The following is a 24,332-nucleotide window of genomic DNA, read 5'->3' as shown; positions in this document are numbered from 1 at the left end:
ACTCTAATCATGTCTTATTCTATTGATTATTAATGAGAGATTTTGAGATCAAAGCTCATGATTCTGTCCCTTGATGATACAAAAACTTTGAATTGAATCGGCTAAGATAAAGCGGTAAATCAACAACGTTATCGCCACGATGATTTATCTATAATTGGGTTAAAGGATTTGACTTGAAAACTAGTAGAGCAATTATGACTGAAATTCCAAGTATTCCATCGGTGCTGTTAGAACTCATCGACAAGTATCTTCAGCAACAAAATATTTCGAATCATCAGCTCAATGAACTTGTACAGCAGTATGCCAATCAGCCAAGAATGCCATTACACAAATGGTGGAATCTGCTCGAACAAATCTACCAGCAACATCCAACACCTGTTTTGGGTCATTATATTGGTGAACTATCGGAACCTCACCATATTCATATTTTAGGTTACTTGGCCTTATCCAGCCCTAATCTACTCAGCTTTTTGAATTGTTTTAAGAATTTCCAACCCCTTTTGCAAAACTCTGCTTCATTTTCGATTGTGCAGAAAGAAGATCGTTTTTGTATGTGCTGGACGCCCGTGGTACATAAAAATTCTCAGCTTTCCAATGAGGTTCTACTTTCAGGCGTATTGAGTACCATCCGAAAGATTTTACATCAACCAAATATTCAGCCCTTAAAGATTGAGTTCTCGGCTGTTGCGCCTGCGGATACTACACCTTACCCAGAGGTCTATGGCTGCCCCGTCAGTTTTGATGCTGATGTGTTAAAATTATGGCTACCACTCGAAATTCTTTATCTTCCTGTTCCAAGTCATGATCCGCATCTTAAAAAACTGTTGGATCAACAGGCAGAAGCACTCCTCAAAAGCATTCCAAATCCTGATACTTTCTTAAAAGATTTACAGCGAATGATTGTGAATATGCTCAAGATGGGTGAACCCTCGGCGGAGCATATTGCCAAACAGATGAATCTGTCGTTAAGAAGCTTTTATCGTAAGCTGAGCGGTTATAACCTGCAGTATAGTGATCTCGTAAAAAGCATTCGTTTAGAACTGGCAAAAAGCTATTTGGTCAAATCCGAATTGTCACTCACTGAAATTGCACTGTTACTCGGCTATGCTGAACAAAGTGCCTTTAGCCGTGCCTTTAAACAGTGGGAAAATCAGACCCCGTCAGAATATCGGAAAAACCATCTCAACTAAAAGCCGCTTAAAAGCAAAAGGAGCGAATCATCGACATGACTCACCCCTTCAAAAAGTCTTGATTTAAAATTTAGAAACTAAAGCCAATATTGAGATTAATGCGATATAACCATTGATCACTATATGGAGAAACCGTTGAGGTGAACCCCGTTGCATTGGATGCGCCACCAATAATGTTGGCGTTTTTACCCCAGGTATAATCTGCCCAGACCATAAACGGTGAAGCAATAAACATCATCCCTGTCGTATTCATTTGTGAATCTGACCAATCATCACGTTTCTTGTCCATATAACTATAGTCATTATAGAAACGAATGGCTTTAAGTTTGCCCATATCCTGTACAGGTAAGGTATAAGCCAAGTTTAAGCTGGCCACTGTTGCTTCTGAAGCAATGAAATAGGCAGGGGTAAAACCATTATTGCCCATCAAGGTCATGTCATTATTGACCCCATCTGGATTTTTGGCATCATATTGGTAATGAATCACAGAGCTTTGTAAATTAAAACGTTTGTAATTATTGTCGGTGTGCAAACCGACCGCATAATACTGACCATTTTTATCAGTCGTTTTATTATGCAATTGCGCGATTGCCCCTGATACACCAAATTCTTGCTTACCAAACTCGGTTTCTAACTTACGTACAATACGGGTGTTAAATTGATGGCGTTTTTCATTTTGATAGGCTTTCTGAGTGGGAAATGCATTGTCCGTTAGGTCATCATAGGTGGCACTTTCAGGCGAGTAACGTAGGCTGGTCTCCAACATTTGCGGATAATAGCCGAGTTTCACATCCCAATCCTTGTTGTGAAAATTCCAGTTCAAACCGGGTGCAATGTTATTGCCATAGCCCAAGAAAAATGGAATATGATAAGTCCAGCCATTTTGCGGATAAGGATAGATGGTGAATGGCTTATAGACAAAACCAGCTTCTATACTATTATTTTCATTGAGATTATAGCCAACATAAGCTTTCTCAATCGAACGTTTCTCTTGATCTTGAAATAAATAACTGGCGTTAAAATAGGCATCGTCAAATTTGCCTTTCAGATCGACCCTAAAAATATCAAAATAAAGCTTACCAAAACCGCCATTAGGTCCCTCCCAATTTTCATAGCGTTGGTTCAAACGCACCACGCCACCCAATTTTACCGAATCCGTTCCATCTTCACTTTTCCATTCGAGGGCTGAGCTTTGCGCAAATGCATGGGATGTCATACCCAAATACAGTGCAGCAAGCATCGCGACCATTGATGTCTTTTTCATATCTACTTCCCTTCATCCCAACGATCCTGTTGGCCTTGTTTTTGTTTTACCTGTAAAACATAGTTTTTATTGTTTTATGGGCAAAAAAAATTGCCCATAAAACGGTCTTCACATCAGCACGGACTGCCAATGCTCAGCGGGATTAATACAATTTTTTCTGTGGTGGGCCGGCAAAGTTCAATGGCCCAATTGAATGCATGTCTAGCTCAATCACACTTGGCCCTTGGAAAGCAACGGCTTCTTTAATCACCGTCTTGAATTCCTCAGCACTGCCCACTTTCCAGCTCTTCACGCCCATTGCTTCGCCTAGAACCTTATAATCTGGGGTATGCAATTCATTGAAATACTGGCGACCACCGAAGTAATTCTTCTGGATACCACGCATCACACCATAACCACCATCATTCATGATCATCAGCACCATATTGGTATTTTCTTGCGCCATGGTTGCAATTTCGCCGATACCTAGCATCAAACCGCCATCACCGACCAAACCAATCACTTTCTTGTCAGGATTGGCAATCGACGCACCAATCGCAGTGGCCAGCCCCAAACCAATAGCCCCTGCTAAAGAGTGAATGTTCTGATTCGGTGCTTGCACTGGGAATAAACGACTGCCCCAAGTACTGCCTGACATGGTAATGTCACGTACAAAAATACCATCTTGCGGTAATGCAGCACGTAAGTGATCACAGATTAAAGCGTACTGATCCAGTTGCGTACGTAATGCCTCCATTGCGGCCTGTTTTGCCTTCACCACCGCTGCATCATATTCCGCATCGACTTTTGAGATACCTTGCAAGCCCGTCAATACGCGTTGCAACACATCTTTGGCATCGCCACAGATGAAGTTACGAACCTTGTAATTACGCTGTTGTGCGACGGGATTGGCATCAATCTGGATAATATTGTCAGGGAACTGCACGGAATAGGTTTTGGTTTCATTACTACGTAAGCGTGAACCCACCACCACCAATAGATCAGCCTCTTTAAGCAACTGCTCAACGCCAGCCGAGTTATGCAATGCGCCTAAACTACGTGGATGATCATCGGCCAATACGCCACGCGCATGTGTTGATGACACCACAGGAATACCGAGATCAGCGATGGCTTTAACTTCCGCAACACTGTTCAGCGTTCCACCACCAATCCAGAACACGGGGCGTTGGGCTTTTTTCAGTTCTTCAATGATTAAGTCGACTTCAATCTGTTCAGCTTGTGGCAATTCAAGGGCTTTTACTGGCCCTAAGTTCAGCGGCAAATCAATTTCTGTTGCTTGCACATCAATCGGTAACTCAACACTGACTGGCCCCATTGGTACTGTCGTTGCTACACGAATCGCTTCACGAATCACACCCACCGCATTGTCAGGGCTGGTAATACGAAATGCAGCTTTGCTCGATGCACGTAAGAAGGTCAGCTGATCTTTGGTTTCATGAATAAAGCTGGCATCACGATCCAAATATTCACGCTCAACTTGCCCTGTTAAATGCAACACTGGGCTGCCTGCATTCATCGCTTCAATCAGTGAACCGACTGCATTCCCCGCACCCGCACCCGTACTGGTTAAAGCGACACCGAGTCCTTTAAAGCGTGAGTGACCATCTGCCATCGTGACCGCACCCGCTTCACCACGTGCCGCCACAAAACGGATTTTTTCACGGCGACCGACTGCATCGGCAATCGGTAAGTTATGGATCGAGATCACCCCATAGATACTGTCTACTTGGTGTGCTTCTAAAACACGGGCGATGGCTTCGCCGACATTTACACGTTCTGTCATTGCTATATTCCTCAAAAACTGTTCATTCCATGAATGTATTAATTCGCCCAAGGATTTGGCTGCTCGCTTAATCCCATATAGATGCTTTTTTGTTGCATGTAAGACAAAATGCCTAAACGACCTTTTTCACGCCCAATCCCACTTTCTTTAAAACCGCCAAATGGCGCAGAAATCGAGAATTTCTTATAGGTATTGATCCAGACCGTACCGACTTCTAATGCACGCGCAATTTGCCATGCCTTGCGATAGTTTTCAGTCCAGATGCCTGCGGCAAGACCAAAACAACTGTCATTGGCTTGTGCAAGCAAATCTTGTTCATCGTCATATTTCATCACCACCAGCACAGGGCCAAAAATCTCTTCCTGACAGGTTTGTGCTGAATTACTTAAACCTGTAATGATGGTTGGCAAGTAATAACTACCTTTGGCCAACTCACCTTCGGTTAAGGCATGACCACCCACAAGGACTTGCCCACCTTCTTGTTTCGCGAGCTGTACATAGTCATCGACAGAAGCCAAATGTTTCGGATTAATCAAAGAGCCGAGATGTACACCTGCGGTTTCAGGATGCCCAACGCGTAAGCCTTTGGTGATTTCAACCAGACGACTGAGAAATTGATCATAGATGCTGCTGTGTACAAACAAACGTGAACCGGCAATACAGGCTTGTCCTGCTGAACTGAAAATACCGTAAGCCACACCTTTGGCTGCTAGTTCAATATCTGCATCTGGCAATACAATCGTTGGAGACTTTCCACCAAGCTCCAAAGATGTTGTGATCAGTTTATCGGCTGCTAAATGTGCCAAATGACGACCCGTGGTGGTTCCACCCGTAAATGAAATCTTACGCACCAAAGGATGCTTTACGATTGCATCACCAATCACCGAACCGCGTCCAACCAAGACACTAAGCAAACCTTTCGGTAAACCCGCTTCTTCAAAGATTTTGGCGAGTTCCAATGCGATCAAAGAAGTGACTTCCGCAGGTTTTAGAATCACGGCATTGCCGCCCGCAAGTGCAGGTGCCAATTTTTGCACTTCACTGGCAATCGGTGAGTTCCACGGGGTAATTGCAGCGACTACACCTACAGGTTCATGCACACTCATAGTCATAAAGTCTGCGGCACGTTGCGTGGTCAACTCGTCATTCAAGGTTTCGCAGGCTGCTGCTACATAACGCGCTGTTGCTGCCGCACTCATGGTCAAGGCACGGGTTTCAGCCAAGGGCTTGCCATTATCACGGGTTTGCAACTTTGAAAGTTCATCCACACGCGCTTCAATAATGTCGGCCACTTTATATAAAATACGGGCCCGTTCATGTGGCATGCTGTTACGCCACTCGGCTTTACGCCAAGCCGCATCTGCCTTTTCAATCGCTTCATTAACATCTTCCAGACTCGCCGTTGAAATTTCAGCATTCACCGATTGATCTGCTGGAAATAAACTTTGAATCATCCCGCCTTTACCTAATCGCCATTCACCAGCGATATAAATTTCCTTTACCATGATCAAATCCTTTTAAATCTGAATTGCTTCAACACTATTGCGGCAAGCGCGAATCACACTTAATGCAGCCAAGGTTGAGGTTTTTGGATTACTCGCCAATGGCACACCGACCAGTTCAATGGTCATTTCACCGAATACACCTTCTGCCACAATGGTGTGCTTGTTTTTGTTGATGCTCGGATCAACCGTCAGTTCCACCATGGTGTCATCCATGCCCAGCCCAGCCAGTGCAATCGTGGCTGCCACATTGGCATTGGCTGGAAACTTCAAGGCTGCTTCTCTGGCTGTACCACGGAAAAAAACTGTTGCTTCGCTGACCTGATCGAGGTCAACCAATTGTTCCGCATAGCTACCACGCCAGCTTTTTGGACTCTTACAGCCCTTATAGGTGACCTTTTCTAAACCACCTTCTTTGGCCGCAGAGATCCCATCGATCCCAGCAATGGCACCTGCCAATAAATGCAGATGCGCATCGTTTTGTTCTGCCGTTTTTTTCAGTTGAATTAAAAATTCGTTATCCGCCAAAGTCCCCACTGAAATCAGGCCAATGGTCCAGCCTTTTTCCAAGACTTTTTGCGCGTGTTCTTTCACCGCAGCCTGTCCTGCCACTTCAATCACATAATCAGGTGTTCCCTGACATTGTTCGATTGAACTAATCACTTGCACATCAGCCGCAACCTGCGCCTGTACTTTTTCTACACTGCGTGCAGGGACCACAATCCATTTAAGTTGCAGGTCTTGTGGCATGTGGGCATACACTTCTGCCGCCATCGCGCCAAAACCAATCATCATCAACTGTTTCATGTGAACACCTTATAAATGTTTGTTAAATCCACCAGAGACATCGAGTGTCGAACCTGTGGTATACGATGCCAAAGGCGATGCTAAAAACACCAAGGCTCGCGCGGGTTCTTCTGGCTTGCCTAAACGTTGCATTGGAATGCCACGGTTTTTGGCAATGTTGCCTGTCCACTGTTCCCATGTTGCATTTGGATCAGAACGGGTTTCAAAACGGCGTTTCCACTGTGCTGATTCCACCATGCCCAAAAGAATAGAATTGACACGAACACCGTACTGGGTAAATTCATGCGCCAGTGAATGAGTTAAATTCAGCAGTGCTGCACGTGCAGATGAAGTCGCAATCATGTGCGGCTCAGGTTGCAGTGCCAGCAAAGAATTCACATTGGTAATCGACCCGTATGCCGAATGTTTTAAATCGTTTAAGAAAGCACGTACTGGATGTAATACACTGAAATACTTCAGTTCAATTTCTTTCATCCAGTCTTCGTCTTGGGTATTTTCAAAATTAGACACACGCCCCTGACCTGCGTTATTGATCAGCATATCGACATTGCCCAGATTCTGGTTGACCTGTTGTGCAAAGCGTTTTACATCTTCTTTATCTAAAACATTGCAAATACTGGTGAAGATATTGGCATGCGGATATTTTTCTAAAATAGATAGTTTTGATGCCGCCAAACGCTGCTCATCTCGACCACACCACGCCACCTTGGCACCTTCTGCAACTAAAATTTCGACTGCAGCCAAACCAATGCCTGACGAGCCACCTGTTACAACTGCTACTTTTCCTTCAACTTGGAAGCTCATATCCATATCTCTCGTTTAAGTCTTAATGTGCCGATAAAACAATGTCGTTAAACTGTTCAGGTTGATCGACATAACTCAGATGACCTGCATCTGTAATGAGATGACATCGGCTCAATTGCATTTCTACTGCAAGTTCCTTGATCGCTTGCGCAGGCGTAATTCCATCCTTGTCACCCGCAATCACCACACAAGGAACTGTAAGTTCTGTTAAATAATTTCGAATTTCGTCATACGCCAGCAAGTAAGATGCTCGGGTAAAACCATCTAATGTCAGTTGCCCCATCACTTCACTGACCAAAGCCAGTGCCTGAGGTTCCTGTTTATAAATCAAATGCGGTCCACGGCTGGCAGCCATGCCTGCATTGCCCAAGCTTTTCAACATATTCGGGCGTTTTTGATAAACCTGTGCTTGGGTCTCTTCATCGGAACGTTGATAACCTTGTGCTGCATTGGCAATGATTAAGGTCTGTACCCGTTCAGGATAAAGATGGGCAAAAGCACTGGCTTGTAAGGCACCCAATGAATGTCCAACTACAATGGCTTTTGAAATATTCAACGCATCCATCAAGCCCAATACTCGCTCCGCATAATCGGCTGCATTGGGTTGATCTGTATTTAAGCCATCGGATAAGCCATAGCCCGGTGCATCCCAGGCAATGACATGAAAATGCTGACTGAGTGTCTCCAACTGATTAATCCAGGATGCTGAACCTGAGCTAATTCCATGCAGCAAAATCAGCGGCTGGCCTTGACCTGCTTCACGATAAGCTTGCACAACGCCATTTACGGCAACAGTTTTGACTGGATAGTGAGTTAAACGCTCAATCAGTGTCATCATGTCATTCCTTCAACATTTATAAGATCAATCGGATTAACGTTTGATTTGCGACAATGGATGCTCAGGTGGATAGTTAGGGATGGTTGGTTTACCAGCACCCAACATCACACACATCAAGGCATCTTCCTGACCCGGATTGAACAGACCACGATAAATACCCGGTGGAATTGAAATCAGGTCACGCTCTTTTAGTCGGGTCTCGAACTTTTCGCCGTTATGTTCAATGAACAGGTCAATTTCGCCACGCAACATGAAAAACACTTCTTCAACATCGTGATGAATATGCAAAGGCCCTTCACATTGCGCAGGTAACACCATGGTTGAAAAGGTAAAGTTTTCAGCTGGAACCGTATTGCCATCATTGACCACACCTGTTGCACCTGTACCCATATAACGCATTTGTGCACGACGATATTTCGGGTCATAGTCCGCTTGGAACTTCAATGCATCAAAATCATATTTACGTGTTTCGAAACGTGCGATACGGGTATTCAACCAGTCTTGTAAATTTGTCCCTTCAGGTTGTGTCCATGATTCGAATTGTTGAGTAGTCATGTTTTAACTCCTAGGTTTTGTTCAATATTTTGATTAATAACGTTTCAATAAAGGAACTAAGAAGAACGATCCAATCACAGCGACGGCTGCCAAGAAGGTAATTCCTAAATTAAAACTATGTGTTTGCATCACGATGTAACCGATCAGAACAGGTGCAATTGCGCTGGCAAAATTACCCATTCCGTTGAAAATTCCACCCGCAGTTGCACCAACATCGGCAGTTGTTACACGGGCAAGTAAAGCGAATACTGCTGCGACACCAAAGCCCCAAGCCATGGCGCTTAAAGACATTGCTGCGATCACGAGAATAGGATCGGTCATAATGACCATGACATACATAAAGATGCCTGCCACCAACAGGCCACTGAAAACCTGAACAGCACGGCGGCCTAACTTGTCAGAAAGGAAAGCACCGATCACTTCACCAATCAGCATGGCAATAAATGGAAGGCTTGAATAAACACCAAACTCTTTGAGGTTAAAGCCCTTGTCCTGAATCAGATAAGAAGGCACCCAGCTATTTAAGCCCCAGAGATAAGTCATCAATGCAATATTGAAAATGCACACCAGCCAAAAAGCACGGTTCTGTAATAGCACTTTGGTGTTGTGAATATGACCTTTGAAATTCAGGCGTTTGCTGGTTGATTCAAGTTCAATGGTTTTCTTGAGTTGTAAATTACGTAGACCAAATGCAATCGCCAGTAGCGCAACCACTGTTAAACCTGACATCACAAAAAATGTGGTGTGCCAGTCGTGCTTTGCAAGCACTGCGGCGGTAATTGGAAAACCCAGAAATGCACCAATCGGCGTACCTAGTAGGAACATGGTCGAAGCGCGCGCTTGCTGGCGATCGGTATAGGTTTGCTTCACGATGGCATACGCCAGTGCAAACAATGGTCCTTCAGCCAAACCGAGCAAAACGCGTAGGATCAACATACCGGTATAGTTGGTGGTAAATCCCATACAGAACATTAAAATGCCCCACGATGCGACGCTCCAGAACAGCATTTTCTTCGGATTAAAGATATCGCCGAGGAAACTCAAAAAGACCGAGGAAAAACCATAAGCCAACAAGAAGCTGGTCATGAGCCATCCGAGTTTTGCCTTATCTTGTGCAATCCCCATCGCACCTTGGAAGTGCGGGTCAGCAAACAAGACCGCGATACTGATTTTGTCAAAAAATGCCAGTACGACACATACCATCAGGACGAAAGCAGGAACCCAATGCTTTAATCCACTTTTTTCTTCATTACTCATACTTCATCCCTTCGATTGAGTCATGAACCTGATCTAGGATCTGTTGACATTTCACAGTTGGTTTAAACGTCAAAAGACCCTAAGCTTTATGGTTTTAATTTCATTACATTAAATTCAGTGTCTGCTAATAATTTTGGGTCTAACTCGGTATTCGACTGCATCCAGCGCTTTGCCAGTTTGACCAGTTTTGAATCATTGATTGCGATCATGTTGAGTAAACGGTTCTGCTCATCCAGATATAAATAACTGTATTGATCATCTGCGCTTTTACGAACCACAATCTGCCCTGTTTTTTCAGCTTGATAAGTGCCTAAAATCTGAATATTGAAGTGATACTGATCTGACCATAACCACGGAATATCGCTATATTCGGTTTCAATACCCAGCATTGATTTTGCAGCAGCAATCGCCTGATTCTGCGCATTGGCCCATGACTGGATGCAATACCCAAGCCCCGGATGAATCGCAACATCACCTGCGGCATAAATATCCTTGTCAGAAGTCTGTCCAAAACAATTCACCACGATGCCATCTTTCACGTCCAAGCCCGCATTGACACCAAGCTCTTTGGCAATATCAGCACCTGCACCTACAACCGCACAATCAAACAGCTCACTTGTATTCGGATGATTGACCACTTCAACTTTTTGCTGACCCGCTTCAATCAAATGCAGATTTTTACTGTCTAAATGAATCTGGGTACCCTGCTGCTCATGCATGTTTTTCAAGAACTCAGAGACATCGGGACTGACGCTACGCGCGCACAAACGATCGCCATATTCAAAAATATGAACCTCTTTGCCTTGTTTACGTGCCGTCGCTGCAATTTCCAGACCGATCCAGCCACCACCAATCACGGCTAACTTTTGCGAATGCTGCAAAATTTCGGCTAAACGCTCACAATCCTGAACATTACGTAAAGTCACCACATTGGGAATAAACTGCCACGTATTCACAGGAACACGCGCACGGCTACCTGTGGCAATCAACAATTTGTCATACGGTAAAACCTGACCGCTTTCCAGAACCACCTGCTTTTGCTGGCGATCTACCTGAGTAGCAACTGCTGGCTTGTGCCATTGGATATTAAAATCCTGCACCTGCTCTGGGGAAAATAAATGCAAGCTTTCATAAGTGGCTTCTTTTGAAAGCACCTGTTTTGACAATGGTGGGCGTTCGTAAAACACACGGTCTTCATTTGAGACCACATGAATTTCACCTGAATATCCATTCTGGCGCAAAGTACTGACTGCCCAACCTGCGGCTTGTCCTGCACCCACAATTACGATTCTTTCCATAGCTTGTTCTCCCTGCCTGATCTGTACTTATGCAGGTTTAACCTGACGACGGGTATGATCATCCAGACCGCCTTCAATCGCCCATTCTGTAAAGAGTTCCAGACGATGTTCTTCGATGCGTGGCTGCCATTCTTCGGTCAGATAGTCATCGTTGGTGTAATACTCAAACGCACCACCGAGCGGTGAATTGACATACCAGAAGTAAGCTGAAGAAATCGGATGACGTCCTGGGCCAATGAACGTTGACCAGTCAGAACGGTTCATGTGTAATCCACCACCAATCACCTCATGGATATCACGAACGACGAATGCGACATGATTGAGTCCAGCAGGTTTATTTGGCACCGAAAGCAAGAACAGGTCATGGTGGAAACCTTTACCGCGACAGCGTAAGAATGCACCACGATTGCGATAAGCATCTGATAAGAAGAAACCAAGCTTTTCAATATAGAACTGTTCCGTCTTTGCTAAATCAGGTGTGAAAAAAACCACATGACCAATCGCAACCGGTTGTCCTTTGTCATATACAGGACTTGCTGCATTGACACGTTGTACATTGCCGTACTGGTTAATGCCTACTGTTTTCAATGCAGGTAGATCTTGGGTAAAGCTTTTCTGAAAGCGGATCGTCATGCCATTCGGATCTAGACACTGCACCATATCCGCAGTCGCCTGATAACCCTCTACATCATTTAGACGAAGTGCTAAATTTGCCAAATCCTGTGCTGCATCATCTAAACCCCAAGTCACTTCACGTAACGTTGAGCCTGATTCAATCGCTTTGGGTAGACGCTGATCATCGCAATCAAATAAATAGATCTTGCTGCCATTTTGGGTTTGATAAAGATCCGCCCCTTCGATATCTGACTGAGTTTGCTTGAGACCGAAATCTGCCAAAAACTTATTCGAAGCAGCTCTGTCTTCAACGCCAAACTTTAAAATCTCAATCCCTGTAATCATGAGATAACTCCTTAATTAAAGACAAAACCGCCATTTACTGGAATATTTTGTCCAGTCACGAATGAGGACAACTCTGACAGTAAATAAAGGGCTGTTCCGTTCAAATCCTGCGGTAATTGCTGACGTTGAATCGCACGCCCATTCACGTATAAATCATGACGTTCCTGCGGCACATATTCTGTTGCTTCAACGAGGGTTAAACCCGGTGATAGCGTGTTAATACAGATATTGAATGGCCCAAGCTCTCTGGCCATGGAACGCGTCATCGCAGTCAATGCCCCTTTACTCGCCACATAAGCCATCAGATTCGGTGCGCCCCATAAAGCGGTATCCGAAGCGACATTAATGATCTTGCCAGCCTGAGACAGCTTTAGATAAGGCACACATGCCTTGGTCACCAACCACGTGCCTTTGACATTGATGTTCATGACCCGATCCCAAAGATCAGCGTCATAATCCATCATGCTTTTACCGCCAACATTGGTTGCCAGTGCCGCACAATTCACCAAACCATCCATGCCACCCATACGTTCAGCTGCTTGCTGTACTGCCTGCTGGATTAATTCTGCATTGGCCAGATCAATGCTTACCGCATTAACCTTTAAGCCTTGTGCTTGCAAAGCAACAGCTTCTTGTTGCACCAGATCAGTCAAGATATCAGCCATCACCACATGCGCACCTGCTTCCGCAATCGCCTGTGCAAAGTCTCGACCCACGCCTCTTGCCGCACCTGTGACAAGGACTTTTTTGTCCTGCAACAATGCGACATTAACCATGAACTTGTTCCTGCATTTCAATACGATTTGAGGTATTCAATGCTGCAATTTTCTTTAACTGTTTTTCCGCTTCTTTTTTCATTAAACGGCGTAAACGAGAGAGACCAACATCATGCTGATAAAGAAATTCATGTTGACGGGCATTCGGTGCAAGATTTTCTAAAATAATGCGATCTTGCTCCAACACATCCCAGTGCAATTTTTCTAAATGGTTACGGTAAAGGAAACGCCAAACATTGCGTTGCCAGCCACTGACTTTACGGCAGCGCCAGAAAAATACACGGGTATTGTTAGCATCAATTGGCGTTGCATAACCCACAATCCAGAACTCACCACCTGGGCCAAAATCTTTACGATACGGAATCGAAAGACGTAGCCAGCTTGCACCGGTATTGGCATATTCAACCCAGTCAAAATTCACACCGACTTGGCCTTCTTTTTCAAAAATAAAGCCATTTGGGGTTGAACGGTGTTTCATTTCCGCAGTACGGTCGCCCTCTGCCATTGAGTGTGAGGTGCAATGCAAATAGCTGCCATGCATCGGGTCCATCACATTATCAATTGCGTACTGATGATTCACTTTCCAGTCCGCCTGACACAAGAATGAACTCCACTCTTCACTTGCCAGTTGTTCAGGAAAATCCAGTGACTTCGGTGCTTCATGGGCATCAATGCCGAACCACATAAAAATGGCACCATGTTGCTCAATCACTGGATAGCTTTTGACACATGAAGTACCTTTCATTGGACAATCATGCACCGCAGGCACATCTTCTACCACGCCATCATGGCGAACTTCGACACCGTGATACCAACACGCCACACGATTTCCCAGATTCCAACCCAAAGAGAGACGTGCGCCACGATGCGGACAGCGATCTTCTAAGGCATGAACCTGACCTTCTGCATCACGCCAAACCACAATATTTTCGCCTAAACGAGTAATCCCGACAGGATTGGCTGCCACTTCCCAACTTGCCAGCACTGGATGCCATTGGTCACGTAAACCCAAATCCAAATATTCTTCTACACTCGGTGTCACTGATACTGCTGCGTTCATCACTATTCTTCCTTGAATTAATAACCTAAACGTTGCATTTCTTCTGAGAAGGTTTCAGAAGTCCACAGCTCGCCCGATTCGCAACGAAAACCTTGCTGATTTAAAGACTGCACTAAATCTGTAAGTTCTGTGATGCCTGTAGAAAAGGCTTTGATGAGATGTTGAACAAAATCCTGTTCATAGGCCGTTGGCACTTTATAACGTGTTTGCCAGACCAGAAGCTCTGCTTGACCTGGTATCTGAATATTGTTCATCCCTGCTTCAGTCGCTGGCGTGGCATGAATCCAGTTCGCTAGCTTCTTATTAAATGTTTCCATGAGATTCCATCCTTATAAATAAGACTTATAGTTGAATTTGAACGTCCTGCCCTTCAACACGTACTGGATAAGTACATAAATCACGGCATCCTGGTCCACTTTTCAACGCACCGGTTTGAATATCAAAAATGGCCTCATGTAATGGGCATTCCACGGTCTGATCTTCAATAAAGCCTTCTGTAAGTAAGGCAAAAGCATGTGGGCAAACGTTCTCAATGGCAAAATAATTGTCATCAATGAAAAATACGCCAATTTTCTTACCGTCGACTTCGATAGCTTTCGGCTCATCTTCGGTAACGTCGTCTTGCTGACAAACTGAGATCCAACTCATCCTTGCATCCTCATTTGTTTTGTATATAAAACAATATTTGATATAACAAACTTTAATAAAGAATACTCCTATGCTGTTTTTTATGTCAAACAATATAAATCGTTAAAAATCATAAATTTGATATTTATTACACATTATCTTACGTTTTGCTTGAGAAATTTTGTTTCATATATAAAACTATCTTTTCTTTATGCTTTGCAGTTAGAATAGGAATCCTAAGAAAATTAAATTTTTATGATTTGCGTTTTTTGTAGGAAAATTAAACTGATGAATTCAAGCATTGAAACAGACTCTCAAGAATCTGAACTCACAAAAAATGATGATCGCTATTTAGTCCCTGGCTTAGTGCGTGGCTTGGCAATTCTGCAAGCCTTTAATCAACAAACCCAAGAAATGACCATTACTGAAATTGCCGAAGTTCTGGATGTCAACCGTTCCAGTGCCTTTCGACTGATCTATACACTGGAATCATGCGGCTTTTTACGCAAAGCCTCACAAAAAACCTATGCACTCGATTCAAAGGTGATGGAACTTGGCTTTAATAGTTTGGCCAAACAATCCTTATTGGATTTAGCCACACCCTTGATGAAAGAGCTGCGTGATCAAACTCAACTGGCTGTGCATTTATCCATTTTGGAAGGCACCCATATTGTTTTCATTAACAACATTCAATCGAATGGCACCTTTACCAGTAACATTGGTCTTGGTACACGTTGGCCTGCGCATGCCACCGTGATTGGGCAAATGATGCTGGCAGATCTTAGTGAAACAGAAATACGTGATCGCTATAAAAACTTTAATCAATGGGAGACATTCTCAGAACTCACACCCAAAAATCTTAAAGAACTGTTACAACGCCTCAGTTTTGTCAAAACTCAACGCTCTATGGTCAGTTGGGGGCATTACAATCACGATATGGCGGCTTGTGCTGCACCAATTTTCAAACAGTCCACCCAAAAAATGGCGGCAGTGTTATCAGTGAGTTGCCCTTTAGGCAGTTATGATGAACATTATTTTAGAAATGAAATTGCCGAAACGGTGATTCAGAGTGCAGATAAAATCTCAAAATTTATTTATTAAATCTAGAGCATAAAAAAGCAGCCAAAGCTGCTTTTTTATAGCCAGCATTCATTTTAATCTGACTTCATGAAGATGGCTGATCGGTCTTTAATTTATTCTTTAAGCGCTTATCCATCGCATCAAATAAAGGACGTGACAGATTCATCATCCATGTCGGTGCTGTATTTAATAACGCATTGGCAACCAGACCTGATTTACTGCTAACACGATAGGATTTTTCTTGAATCGCTTTCACAATCCAGCCTGCAGCGGCAGGTGTATCCAACATTTTCATATGCTTGTAAATTGCTGTCTTAGATGACATCGGTGTTCTGACCATTGGAAAATATACAATACTGACATCAATGCCTTTGCCTTTCAGTTCCATCGACAAGGAACGCGAGAAAGATTCTAATGCAGATTTACTGGCCAAATAAGCCGAGAATAAGGGAATCGGCACTTGTGTAGACATGGTCGAAATATTGACAATATGCCCAGAACCGTTAGCCAAGAAATGAGGTAATAGGTGTAGTGTCATATTCACTGCGGCAAAATAATTAATCTGCATGGTACGGGTATAGTCATGCAGACGATCAAGTGATTCAAGAATCGGGCGTCGAATCGAACGCGCTGCGTTATTGACTAAAACATCAATTTTTTGATATTCAGCTAAAATCTGAGCAATACAGCTTTGCGCTTGTTCTACATCCGTCAGATCTGCTGGGTAAATGGAGACTTGTCCACCTTGTGCCTGAATATTGCTTTGAATGCGTTGCAACTCATCTAAACGACGTGCAATCAGGCAAACCGTTGCTCCCGCTTGAGCCAGTTGCATTGCAGCCTCTTCTCCGATTCCACTTGAAGCCCCCGTAATAATGATCGTCTTACCCATTACATCCATTGCTTTCTCCTTGAACACAATAGCACTCCACATCTGTTGATTTTCTTATCCTACCGTGACTGTAGCCTATCCTGATTAAACTTATGTTGTATTCTATTTTTATTAGATGCTCACTTCACTATAAGGCTTTAATTTGAAACTGGTTAATTTTAGCTGCAATTTTCTTTAGCCCATGGTTTGCCGATGTCTTCAACTTCATCAAGGTTATTTCTGTAAGCAATGGGACTTTGCTCTCTAACCAGATGGTATAGGTCAAATGTGTACGCCATCTAATTCTTCAAACTCCAACCGACCCAAATGATAACTGAATAAGCAATTTTTTAGCATTTGATATTCAATCATCTGATTGGGCAAACTTTTCATGATTTGTTCTTGAATCGGTTTAAATACACCGAAGCCCATCTTTCGTATTGAACCCACACCATCTGTATTATGATCGTCCGTAGCGGTTTTAATCACAACTGATTGCAAGGGCCATAAAACCGTATTAAAGGTTTGGTGTTTAGAAAAAAGATGAAAAATAAGATCTACTGGTGCATTAAAGCTTTGTTTCATTACAACAAATTTTGGCATTCACATCATCCTTCTCATCGTCTCACCCGAAAACTAGGTGATATAAAAGCCAACTTCGCTCAGATTTAAATCAAAACCTGAATAGCACGCTATGAGCAGCTTATTCATATAATTTTCGGGACCGCTTTCCTGATCATTATATAGATGACCTATGATTTATCTTGACGTTGCATCTTTATTTTGACTTTTTGTGCCAATTTCTATCAATATAAACAGCATAATTTTAACTAAAATAAAGCAAATAACCTGCTTAACATTCACAAGTGCCAAACATGTTATAAACAAAATATACAGGTGCATCTTCTGGATAGACATCGCTGTCTTTAATCATGAATAAAACGCCTTCACTCAGTATGATCAAAACATCTTGATTACGGCTAACAACTGTCCCTTTACTTATTATTTTATTTGGCTTACCGATATTATCAGCGTCATGTATAAAAAAAACTTTTCGTCCTGACTTAATACTACTTGGAATAACTTTCTTATATAAACCACAATTCTTACATACCCATTTCTTCACTATCAATTCTCTAGATCAAAAGGAAGATCATATTAAAAATTACCCCAAGGAAGTGGACATAAAAAACCTAATAAATTAACAAAACAGTCTTTTCTTTATATAAAAAACCCTTTAAATGCCGATCTAACAAATTAAACGCAAAATAAAAACAGATTAGGACAAAATTATAAATTTATTTTAGAATTGAATATAAAACTCAAAATCCATTCAATAAACATAAATAGACCACATATACATATTGATCATAATGCTAGAATATCCAATCCAAACTGCTATTCAGTCCACAATCAGATTGGATAACCGATAAATCGTTTTTTTGTACACATTATGAATGTATACAATCCGCCGTCATTGTTTCTGCTCTGTCAGTAAATGCGTTCTCCCCCTCCATATGGGTGAGAGGGAAATAGTTCTATTTTCTTTATTTTTTATACAGTTTAGGCCATTTATTTATAAGTTATTTTCCATTACTTAGAAAACAAACTCTGTTTTTATGCTTATCCGAACTCACATCAACTCATTCATATCTTTATTTATTTTATTTTTCAATTCTCTTTAAATTGGCAATTTAACCAGCATTTAAACCTTGAGATTTCAAAAAAACTGATAGCTCCTTTATTTAACATTCAAAATATCTGAACTAATATCAGATCAATGAAACCTGATATGACGTTTAAGCAAATGAAAAATCATATGTATAAAATGCCCGCTGAATGGACGCCACAACAATGTGTTTGGATGATATGGCCTTATCGTACCGATAACTGGAGACAAGGTGCATTACCTGCACAGCAAGCCTTTGCCAAAGTAGCAGAAGCGATCTCTAAAACCACACCGGTGTTTATGGCGGTTCCCCATGCTGAAATGGATAAAGCAAAAGCGACGATTCCCGCACATGTCACCTTAGTTGAAATGGAGAGTGATGATGCATGGATGCGTGATACAGGCCCAACCATTGTTCAAGATCACACAGGAAACAATGTCGCTGTCGATTGGGTTTTTAATGCATGGGGGGGCGAAAATGGCGGCTTATATTCCAATTGGGATAAAGATCTTGAGGTCGCCAACCAAGTTGCTCAATTTCATTCCATCCCATTACATCAATCAGGCATGGTTTTAGAAGGTGGTGCGATTCATGTAGATGGTGAAGGGACATTACTGACAACAGCCGAGTGTTTGCTCCATCCCAATCGGAATCCAGAAATGACGCAGGCTCAGATTGAATATGAACTCTCCACCTTGCTCGGCGTTGAAAAATTTATTTGGTTACCATTGGGCGTGTATAACGATGAAACCGATGGGCATATCGACAACATGTGTTGTTTCGTCCGTCCAAGCGAAGTCGCCTTACATTGGACTGATGATCAGAATGATCCACAATATGAAAGTTCAAGGCAAGCATTAGACATCCTTGAATCCGTTACTGATGCAAAAGGCAGAAAACTGAAAGTGTGGAAATTACCCGCGCCAGGGCCTTTATATGCCAGTGAAAATGAAACGGTTGACGTTGAAAAAGGCAATGCCATTGAGCGCTTTGAGGGCAATCGTTTAGCGGGCTCTTATGTGAATTATCTGATCAGTAATCAACAGATTATCTTTCCTTTATTAGATGAAAGAACCGATGATCAAGCCTATATTTTGTTCCACAAGATGTATCCCGATTATCAAATTACTGGCGTGCCTGCGAGAGAAATCTTATTAGGTGGCGGAAATATTCATTGCATTACTCAACAAATTCCCAAATAGCATCTATCTAGATTGCTTATTTGTTCATTAATCTACTTACGGTGAGTTTTTATGGCTTGGTTATATTTATTCATTGCGAGTTCATTCGAAATACTTTGGGCCATTGGTCTGAAGTATTCTCGAAACTTATTTGAATGGTCATTTACGATTTTCTTTATTGTCGGAAGTTTCCTGTTTTTACTGTTAGCAGCAAAAAGAATGAAGCCCTCTTATGCTTATGTTTTTTTTGTGGTGCTCGGCACCTTAGGCACCTTTGTTTTTGACACCTATGTTATAGAAAACCCAGTGAATTTTATTTCAGTGCTGGCAATTGTGATGATCATCATTGGCGTTGTTAAATTAAAGCAAATTGGAGACTAGCTCATGGGTTGGTTGCTGTTAATTGCTGCAGGGCTGTTAGAGATTTTTGTAGTCAAAAGTATTCGTGATCTGATTCATAAAAAATACAGAACGGCGATCCCACTCTATCTTCTGTCTCTTTCTTCTTCGCTTTTTTTATTACATCTCGCAATGGAAACTATTGATGTCTCGATTTCCTATGCTGTTTATACAGGTATCGGTGTGATCGGCACCATTTTAATGGGTATTTTCTTTTGGGGTGAACGGAAAAGCATTGAAAAGTTTTTTTATGTCGGTGTCATTGTCACAGGTGTGATTACCTTAAAACTCGCCAGTTAAGCCCAATTGAATAGAGACTTAGATTGTTCTAGACAGCTACAAACAGATAGCTGTCTAGAATGCATTTATGCTGGGATCTGCTGGGTAATACAGTGAATATTACCACCGCCTAATAAAATCTCACGTGCAGGAACACCAGTAATTAAATAATCAGGATACATTTGCTGGAACAATGCTTTAGCTTCCTCATCCGTTCTTTCATCTAATAAAGGAAAGATGATCTGTCGATTACTGATCAGATAATTCACATAGGAGCCCGCTAAACGATTACCTTCAAAACGTTCAATCGCATTGCCCTTTTCAACATCAATCGTTTCATTTTCACTGGCATATAAAGGCCCCGGTGAAGGTAACTTCCATACTTTTAAATTTCGCCCTTGTGCGTCTTTGCTATTTTCAAGCACCTTTAATGCCGCGACAGATCGTGGATATTGGGGATCATTAGGATCATCCGTCCAATGCAATGCCACTTCCCCTGGACGAACAAAGCAGCACATATTATCGACATGCCCATCGGTTTCGTCATTGAACACCCCCTCAGGTAACCAGATAAAATGGCTTACACCAAGACATTCTGTGAGAATATTTTCAATTTCAGTCTGGGTCAGATCTGGGTTTCGGTTTGGATTAAGCAAACACTCTGAAGTCGTCAACAACGTGCCTTCGCCATCGACATGAATGGCACCACCTTCCAAAATGAGAGAAGTCGAATAGGTTTCAAGATCATGTCGTGCTGAAATCTTTTGGGCAATTAATTGATCTTGATCCCATGGAAAATACAGACCACCGTTCTCTCCGCCCCACGCATTAAACACCCAATTAATCCCTTTTCGCTCTCCTGCAGCATTCTTGACAATACTTGGCCCCGTATCACGCGTCCACGCATCATCACTTTCCATTTCAACCAACATCACCTGTTCTGGCATCACTTGACGTGCTTTATCCATTTCAGCGGATGGAACTGCCATAAATACAGGTGTGGTTTGAGCAATTGCCGCAGCAACTTGAGCGAAAGCCTGTTGAGCAGGTTGAGCATTGGCGCGCCAGTTATCAGTACGGTAAGGCCAAATCATCCATACAGCTTCTTGAGGTGACCATTCACCCGGCATTTGAAAACCATCTTGGTTCGGTGTCTTCATTTTCTGTTGCATATCCTGTTTTTCCACAACGTTTAAATCCTTAGCAATAAATTTTTAACTCAGCAAATCTTCGATTTGATTAGGTGGTTGCACCAAAGGAGATCGGCTGCTTTCTCATTTTTTTATAGAGTAGTAGCAAGATACCTGTGACGAGCCATATTCCACCAAACTGCAATGCTGATTTTTCGAGGTGTAACCACAACCCTAACAAACACAGCACTGAGGCCAGTGGCAGCAATAAATTAAAGAAAATATTTTTAAATCCAGTTCGTTCTTTGCGGATCACGAAAAATTTCATAAAGACCGAAAAGTTCACCATGGTAAAGGCGATCAAGGCACCAAAACTCACCAAACTCACCACTGTTGCTAAATCGACGACAATCGCCAACAAAGAAATCATGCCGACAAAAAAGATCGAATATAAAGGTGTACCTAATCTAGCATTCACAGAACCAAAAACTTTTTGGTTGAATACCCCATCGCGTCCCATGATATAAAGCAGCCGAGATGCACTGGCATGCGAGGCCAAACCTGATGCAAATGCATTCATAATTTGTACCGTCAACAATGCAGATTGGAAGAACACCCCACCGACATACAATGCAATTTCAGGTAAAGCTTCATCTGGATTTTTAAACTGTTCCAGAGATGGGAAAGACAATTGCACAAACCAAGAGACGGTAATAAAAATAATCCCGCCCAAAACCGTGGTGAGTATGATTGCGCGCGGAATGGTCTTGGTTGGATTCTTGCTTTCATGGGCCAAGGTAGAAACAGCATCAAAGCCTAAATATGAGAAACAAACCAGTGAGACGCCTGTGAGTAAAGTCAGATATTCAGGATTACCATTAAACAGTGGTGTGAGCGTCATCACGCTGCCATAGCCGTGAGAATTACCAATGCCCGTGACCACCAAAAAGATAAACACCAACATCATTGCAATCGTGGCAGCAATAAATACGAAACTAAAATTGGCGAGAATATTGATGCGGAAACTGTTAATCAGGGTTAGCAGCCCCACCATGATAAGCACCCATCCGGTATAGGAAATATCGGGCATTAATGCATTCAGGTAAAACGATGCCAATAGCACATTGACCAACGGAATCAGCAGATAATCAATCAGAGAACACCAGCCCACAAAAAAGCCAGCAGTCTTGCCACAGGTCTCCGTGGTATAAGTATAGGCAGAACCTGATTTTGGCGATAATTTACTAAAACGAGCATAACTGAAAGCCGTTAACAGCATGGCGATTAACGCCAAAACATAGGCCAGTGGGACACGTCCTTCTGTCACTCTGGAAATAATACCAAAGGTATCAAATACCGTTGCGGGTGCCATATAGGCTACGCCAATGACAACGACTTGCCAAAGTGAAAGTCCTTTCCGATTATTCTCGCTTTCCATGCATATTTCTCCTACATCAATGCAAACTCTTATTTAGTGCATTGTTTTTTCACCGAATCGGCGTTGTATTGAAAAGAGAAGTCCCTTTCTCGATCCAATAACCTGTTTAAAATGGGTTAAATCGTAATGACGTTTTCCTCTAAATAACTTTGAATGCCAGACTCACCGAGTTCACGACCAATGCCACTCTTTTTGAAACCACCCCATAATGAACCGGGTTGAATCATTTGATGTGAATTGATCCAGATATGACCAGAACGCAAGCGTTTAGCAATTTTTTTACCGTGCTCCACAGAGCCTGTGATGATGGTTGCAGCCAAGCCAAACTCAGAATCATTGGCGAGACGCACTGCTTCATCTTCGGTTGCAAAACTACGGCAACACATCACAGGACCAAAAATTTCTTCTTTCCACAATCGACTGTCAGTAGGCACATCAATAAAGACATGCGGCTTGATAAAGAAACCTTTGTTTGGAAGAGCAATTTGATTCAAATCAATCAAGGATTGAAGTTTCTCTTGTTGTGCAATATTTAAATATTCATGCACTTTCTTGAATTGCTTTTCTGTGGTCATCGGCCCCATCGCCAAGGGTCCTATAAGGTCCGTGCCAAGCTGCATCGACTCCACAGCTAATTTCAATTTTTGATAGAAAGCCTTAGCAATAGATTGATGCACCAATAAGCGTGAGGTCGCAGAACACATTTGACCGCTGTTATAGAACATTCCACCTAAAGCTTTATCGACTGCTTCATCTAAATCGGCATCTTCGAGAATTAAAATCGGTGATTTTCCACCCAGTTCCAAAGTCACACGTTTGACAGAAGGCGCGGCAGCCTGCATCACATGAATTCCAACTTCAGTGCTGCCCGTAAATGAGACTTTTTGTACATCCGCATGCACCACTAAATGTTGCGCTGCAACAGCATCCCCAAGAATCAGGTTAAACACCCCTGGAGGAAACTGAATTTGATCTAAAATTTCAGTAAAGGCATATTCAGGTAATGGCACCAGTTCAGACGGTTTAAAAACAATGCTACAACCCGCTGCTAGCGCAGGTGCAATTTTCCATGCACTGGTGATTAACGGAAAATTCCACGGCGTAATCAGTGCAACCACACCCACAGGGTTCTGTTGATGGGTCAGTTCAGTCCCATCTTCACATTGTGTGGTTTGACTAAACGCCATGTTTTGTACTAAATCTGCATAATAGCGATAGCATTTGATACTATTTTCAACATCCACCCGCGCCTGCTCAGATGACTTGCCATTGTTTTGATGCGAAAGTTCAATCAGTCGAGTTTTCTCAGTTTCTAGCTGGTCAGCGATTTTGTTTAGCCATGCTGCTCGTTGTTGAGGCGTGGTCGTACTCCACGCATCGAGCGCCTGATTGGCAGCATTGACCGCCGCATCAACATCGTGTGTAGAAGCAGCAGTATAATGAAGGATCTGCTCTTCATTATTCGGGTTGATCAGCGCAATCTGCGCTGTACCTGTGGTTGCCAGCCACTGTCCATTGATATAATTCTTCATCTGCTTGCTCGCCTTCAGCTCATCCATCCAT

The 24,332-nt window shown here is 42.7% G+C and carries 24 protein-coding genes and 1 pseudogene; 5 read left to right on the top strand and 20 right to left on the bottom strand.

All coding sequences use genetic code 11. The features are described 5' to 3' along the window. Positions 1-194 precede the first annotated feature (194 nt). Positions 195-1,190: an AraC family transcriptional regulator gene (locus V6E90_RS11660; RefSeq protein ID WP_332605586.1), complete on the top strand. Its 996-nt coding sequence runs from the start codon at positions 195-197 to the stop codon at positions 1,188-1,190. 70 nt (positions 1,191-1,260) lie between these two features. Here V6E90_RS11660 and V6E90_RS11655 read toward each other — a convergent pair whose 3' ends face one another. From V6E90_RS11655 to V6E90_RS11590, 14 genes are all read right to left on the bottom strand, one after another. After that, the gene (locus V6E90_RS11655) at positions 1,261-2,454 is read right to left on the bottom strand and encodes a hypothetical protein (protein ID WP_023270039.1); all 1,194 of its coding nucleotides are present in this window, start codon (positions 2,452-2,454) and stop codon (positions 1,261-1,263) included. A gap of 142 nt (positions 2,455-2,596) precedes the next feature. Beyond that, on the bottom strand, positions 2,597-4,237 hold the full coding sequence (locus V6E90_RS11650; protein ID WP_332605409.1) for a thiamine pyrophosphate-binding protein: 1,641 nt from the start codon (positions 4,235-4,237) through the stop codon (positions 2,597-2,599). 38 nt (positions 4,238-4,275) lie between these two features. Next, positions 4,276-5,742: an aldehyde dehydrogenase gene (locus V6E90_RS11645; protein WP_332605408.1), complete on the bottom strand. Its 1,467-nt coding sequence runs from the start codon at positions 5,740-5,742 to the stop codon at positions 4,276-4,278. A gap of 12 nt (positions 5,743-5,754) precedes the next feature. Further along, positions 5,755-6,546, bottom strand: coding sequence for an aspartate dehydrogenase (locus tag V6E90_RS11640; RefSeq protein WP_005187293.1), 792 nt, complete (start codon positions 6,544-6,546; stop codon positions 5,755-5,757). A gap of 9 nt (positions 6,547-6,555) precedes the next feature. Further along, on the bottom strand, positions 6,556-7,350 hold the full coding sequence (locus V6E90_RS11635; RefSeq protein ID WP_332605407.1) for an SDR family oxidoreductase: 795 nt from the start codon (positions 7,348-7,350) through the stop codon (positions 6,556-6,558). Positions 7,351-7,372: 22 nt separating this feature from the next. After that, the gene (locus V6E90_RS11630) at positions 7,373-8,188 is read right to left on the bottom strand and encodes an alpha/beta fold hydrolase (RefSeq protein ID WP_332605406.1); all 816 of its coding nucleotides are present in this window, start codon (positions 8,186-8,188) and stop codon (positions 7,373-7,375) included. A 33-nt stretch (positions 8,189-8,221) separates the two neighbouring features. Continuing rightward, positions 8,222-8,743 (bottom strand): cupin domain-containing protein, encoded by a 522-nt coding sequence (locus V6E90_RS11625; protein ID WP_004652930.1) that lies wholly within the window; start codon positions 8,741-8,743, stop codon positions 8,222-8,224. Between the two features lie 33 nt (positions 8,744-8,776). Further along, positions 8,777-10,000, bottom strand: a complete 1,224-nt coding sequence (locus V6E90_RS11620; RefSeq protein ID WP_004772867.1) for an MFS transporter — start codon at positions 9,998-10,000, stop codon at positions 8,777-8,779. A gap of 86 nt (positions 10,001-10,086) precedes the next feature. Further along, on the bottom strand, positions 10,087-11,298 hold the full coding sequence (locus tag V6E90_RS11615) for an NAD(P)/FAD-dependent oxidoreductase (RefSeq protein WP_332605405.1): 1,212 nt from the start codon (positions 11,296-11,298) through the stop codon (positions 10,087-10,089). A 27-nt stretch (positions 11,299-11,325) separates the two neighbouring features. Further along, on the bottom strand, positions 11,326-12,258 hold the full coding sequence (locus V6E90_RS11610) for a VOC family protein (protein WP_332605404.1): 933 nt from the start codon (positions 12,256-12,258) through the stop codon (positions 11,326-11,328). 11 nt (positions 12,259-12,269) lie between these two features. After that, on the bottom strand, positions 12,270-13,034 hold the full coding sequence (locus V6E90_RS11605) for an SDR family oxidoreductase (RefSeq protein ID WP_332605403.1): 765 nt from the start codon (positions 13,032-13,034) through the stop codon (positions 12,270-12,272). Then, positions 13,027-14,094 (bottom strand): aromatic ring-hydroxylating dioxygenase subunit alpha, encoded by a 1,068-nt coding sequence (locus V6E90_RS11600; RefSeq protein ID WP_332605402.1) that lies wholly within the window; start codon positions 14,092-14,094, stop codon positions 13,027-13,029. Before V6E90_RS11600 ends, V6E90_RS11605 begins: the two co-directional genes overlap by 8 nt. 17 nt (positions 14,095-14,111) lie before the next feature. Then, entirely contained in the window at positions 14,112-14,411 is a 300-nt protein-coding gene (locus V6E90_RS11595) for a recombinase-like helix-turn-helix domain-containing protein (protein WP_005271432.1), read from the bottom strand. 25 nt (positions 14,412-14,436) lie between these two features. Continuing rightward, positions 14,437-14,742, bottom strand: a complete 306-nt coding sequence (locus V6E90_RS11590) for a non-heme iron oxygenase ferredoxin subunit (protein ID WP_004652920.1) — start codon at positions 14,740-14,742, stop codon at positions 14,437-14,439. Between the two features lie 267 nt (positions 14,743-15,009). On the opposite strand from V6E90_RS11590, the gene V6E90_RS11585 reads away from it, so the two are divergent. Next, positions 15,010-15,822, top strand: coding sequence for an IclR family transcriptional regulator (locus V6E90_RS11585; protein ID WP_016541072.1), 813 nt, complete (start codon positions 15,010-15,012; stop codon positions 15,820-15,822). Positions 15,823-15,886: 64 nt separating this feature from the next. On the opposite strand, the gene V6E90_RS11580 is transcribed toward V6E90_RS11585, so the two are convergent. The 3 genes and pseudogenes from V6E90_RS11580 to V6E90_RS11570 form a co-directional block, all read right to left on the bottom strand. Continuing rightward, positions 15,887-16,702 (bottom strand): SDR family NAD(P)-dependent oxidoreductase, encoded by an 816-nt coding sequence (locus V6E90_RS11580; RefSeq protein WP_332605585.1) that lies wholly within the window; start codon positions 16,700-16,702, stop codon positions 15,887-15,889. Positions 16,703-16,820: 118 nt separating this feature from the next. Further along, a pseudogene (locus V6E90_RS11575) lies at positions 16,821-17,275 on the bottom strand (SRPBCC family protein). Between the two features lie 250 nt (positions 17,276-17,525). After that, positions 17,526-17,798, bottom strand: coding sequence for a hypothetical protein (locus V6E90_RS11570; RefSeq protein ID WP_016660359.1), 273 nt, complete (start codon positions 17,796-17,798; stop codon positions 17,526-17,528). 654 nt (positions 17,799-18,452) lie between these two features. Between V6E90_RS11570 and aguA (V6E90_RS11565) the strand changes: the two genes are divergently transcribed. Genes aguA (V6E90_RS11565) through V6E90_RS11555 form a run of 3 tightly spaced genes read left to right on the top strand, consistent with a single transcriptional unit; the run spans position 18,453 to position 20,222 of the window. Beyond that, complete coding sequence (gene aguA, locus V6E90_RS11565; RefSeq protein ID WP_332605401.1) at positions 18,453-19,544, top strand: agmatine deiminase; 1,092 nt, start codon at positions 18,453-18,455, stop codon at positions 19,542-19,544. Between the two features lie 51 nt (positions 19,545-19,595). Next, positions 19,596-19,904, top strand: a complete 309-nt coding sequence (locus V6E90_RS11560; RefSeq protein ID WP_016541068.1) for a DMT family transporter — start codon at positions 19,596-19,598, stop codon at positions 19,902-19,904. A 3-nt stretch (positions 19,905-19,907) separates the two neighbouring features. Then, on the top strand, positions 19,908-20,222 hold the full coding sequence (locus V6E90_RS11555) for a DMT family transporter (protein ID WP_016541067.1): 315 nt from the start codon (positions 19,908-19,910) through the stop codon (positions 20,220-20,222). A gap of 65 nt (positions 20,223-20,287) precedes the next feature. On the opposite strand, the gene aguA (V6E90_RS11550) is transcribed toward V6E90_RS11555, so the two are convergent. From aguA (V6E90_RS11550) to V6E90_RS11540, 3 genes are all read right to left on the bottom strand, one after another. Continuing rightward, the gene (aguA, locus tag V6E90_RS11550; RefSeq protein ID WP_332605400.1) at positions 20,288-21,373 is read right to left on the bottom strand and encodes an agmatine deiminase; all 1,086 of its coding nucleotides are present in this window, start codon (positions 21,371-21,373) and stop codon (positions 20,288-20,290) included. A gap of 67 nt (positions 21,374-21,440) precedes the next feature. Beyond that, positions 21,441-22,769: an APC family permease gene (locus V6E90_RS11545; protein ID WP_016541065.1), complete on the bottom strand. Its 1,329-nt coding sequence runs from the start codon at positions 22,767-22,769 to the stop codon at positions 21,441-21,443. 116 nt (positions 22,770-22,885) lie between these two features. Next, positions 22,886-24,301 carry an aldehyde dehydrogenase family protein gene (locus V6E90_RS11540; protein ID WP_332605399.1) on the bottom strand — a complete coding sequence of 472 codons (1,416 nt, stop codon included), beginning with the start codon at positions 24,299-24,301 and terminating at the stop codon, positions 22,886-22,888. Positions 24,302-24,332: the final 31 nt, after the last annotated feature.

It is taken from the genome of Acinetobacter sp. ESBL14 (genome assembly GCF_036668815.1).
Taxonomy (GTDB): Bacteria; Pseudomonadota; Gammaproteobacteria; order Pseudomonadales; family Moraxellaceae; genus Acinetobacter; species Acinetobacter gyllenbergii.
This window is presented reverse-complemented; position numbering and strand designations above follow the sequence as displayed.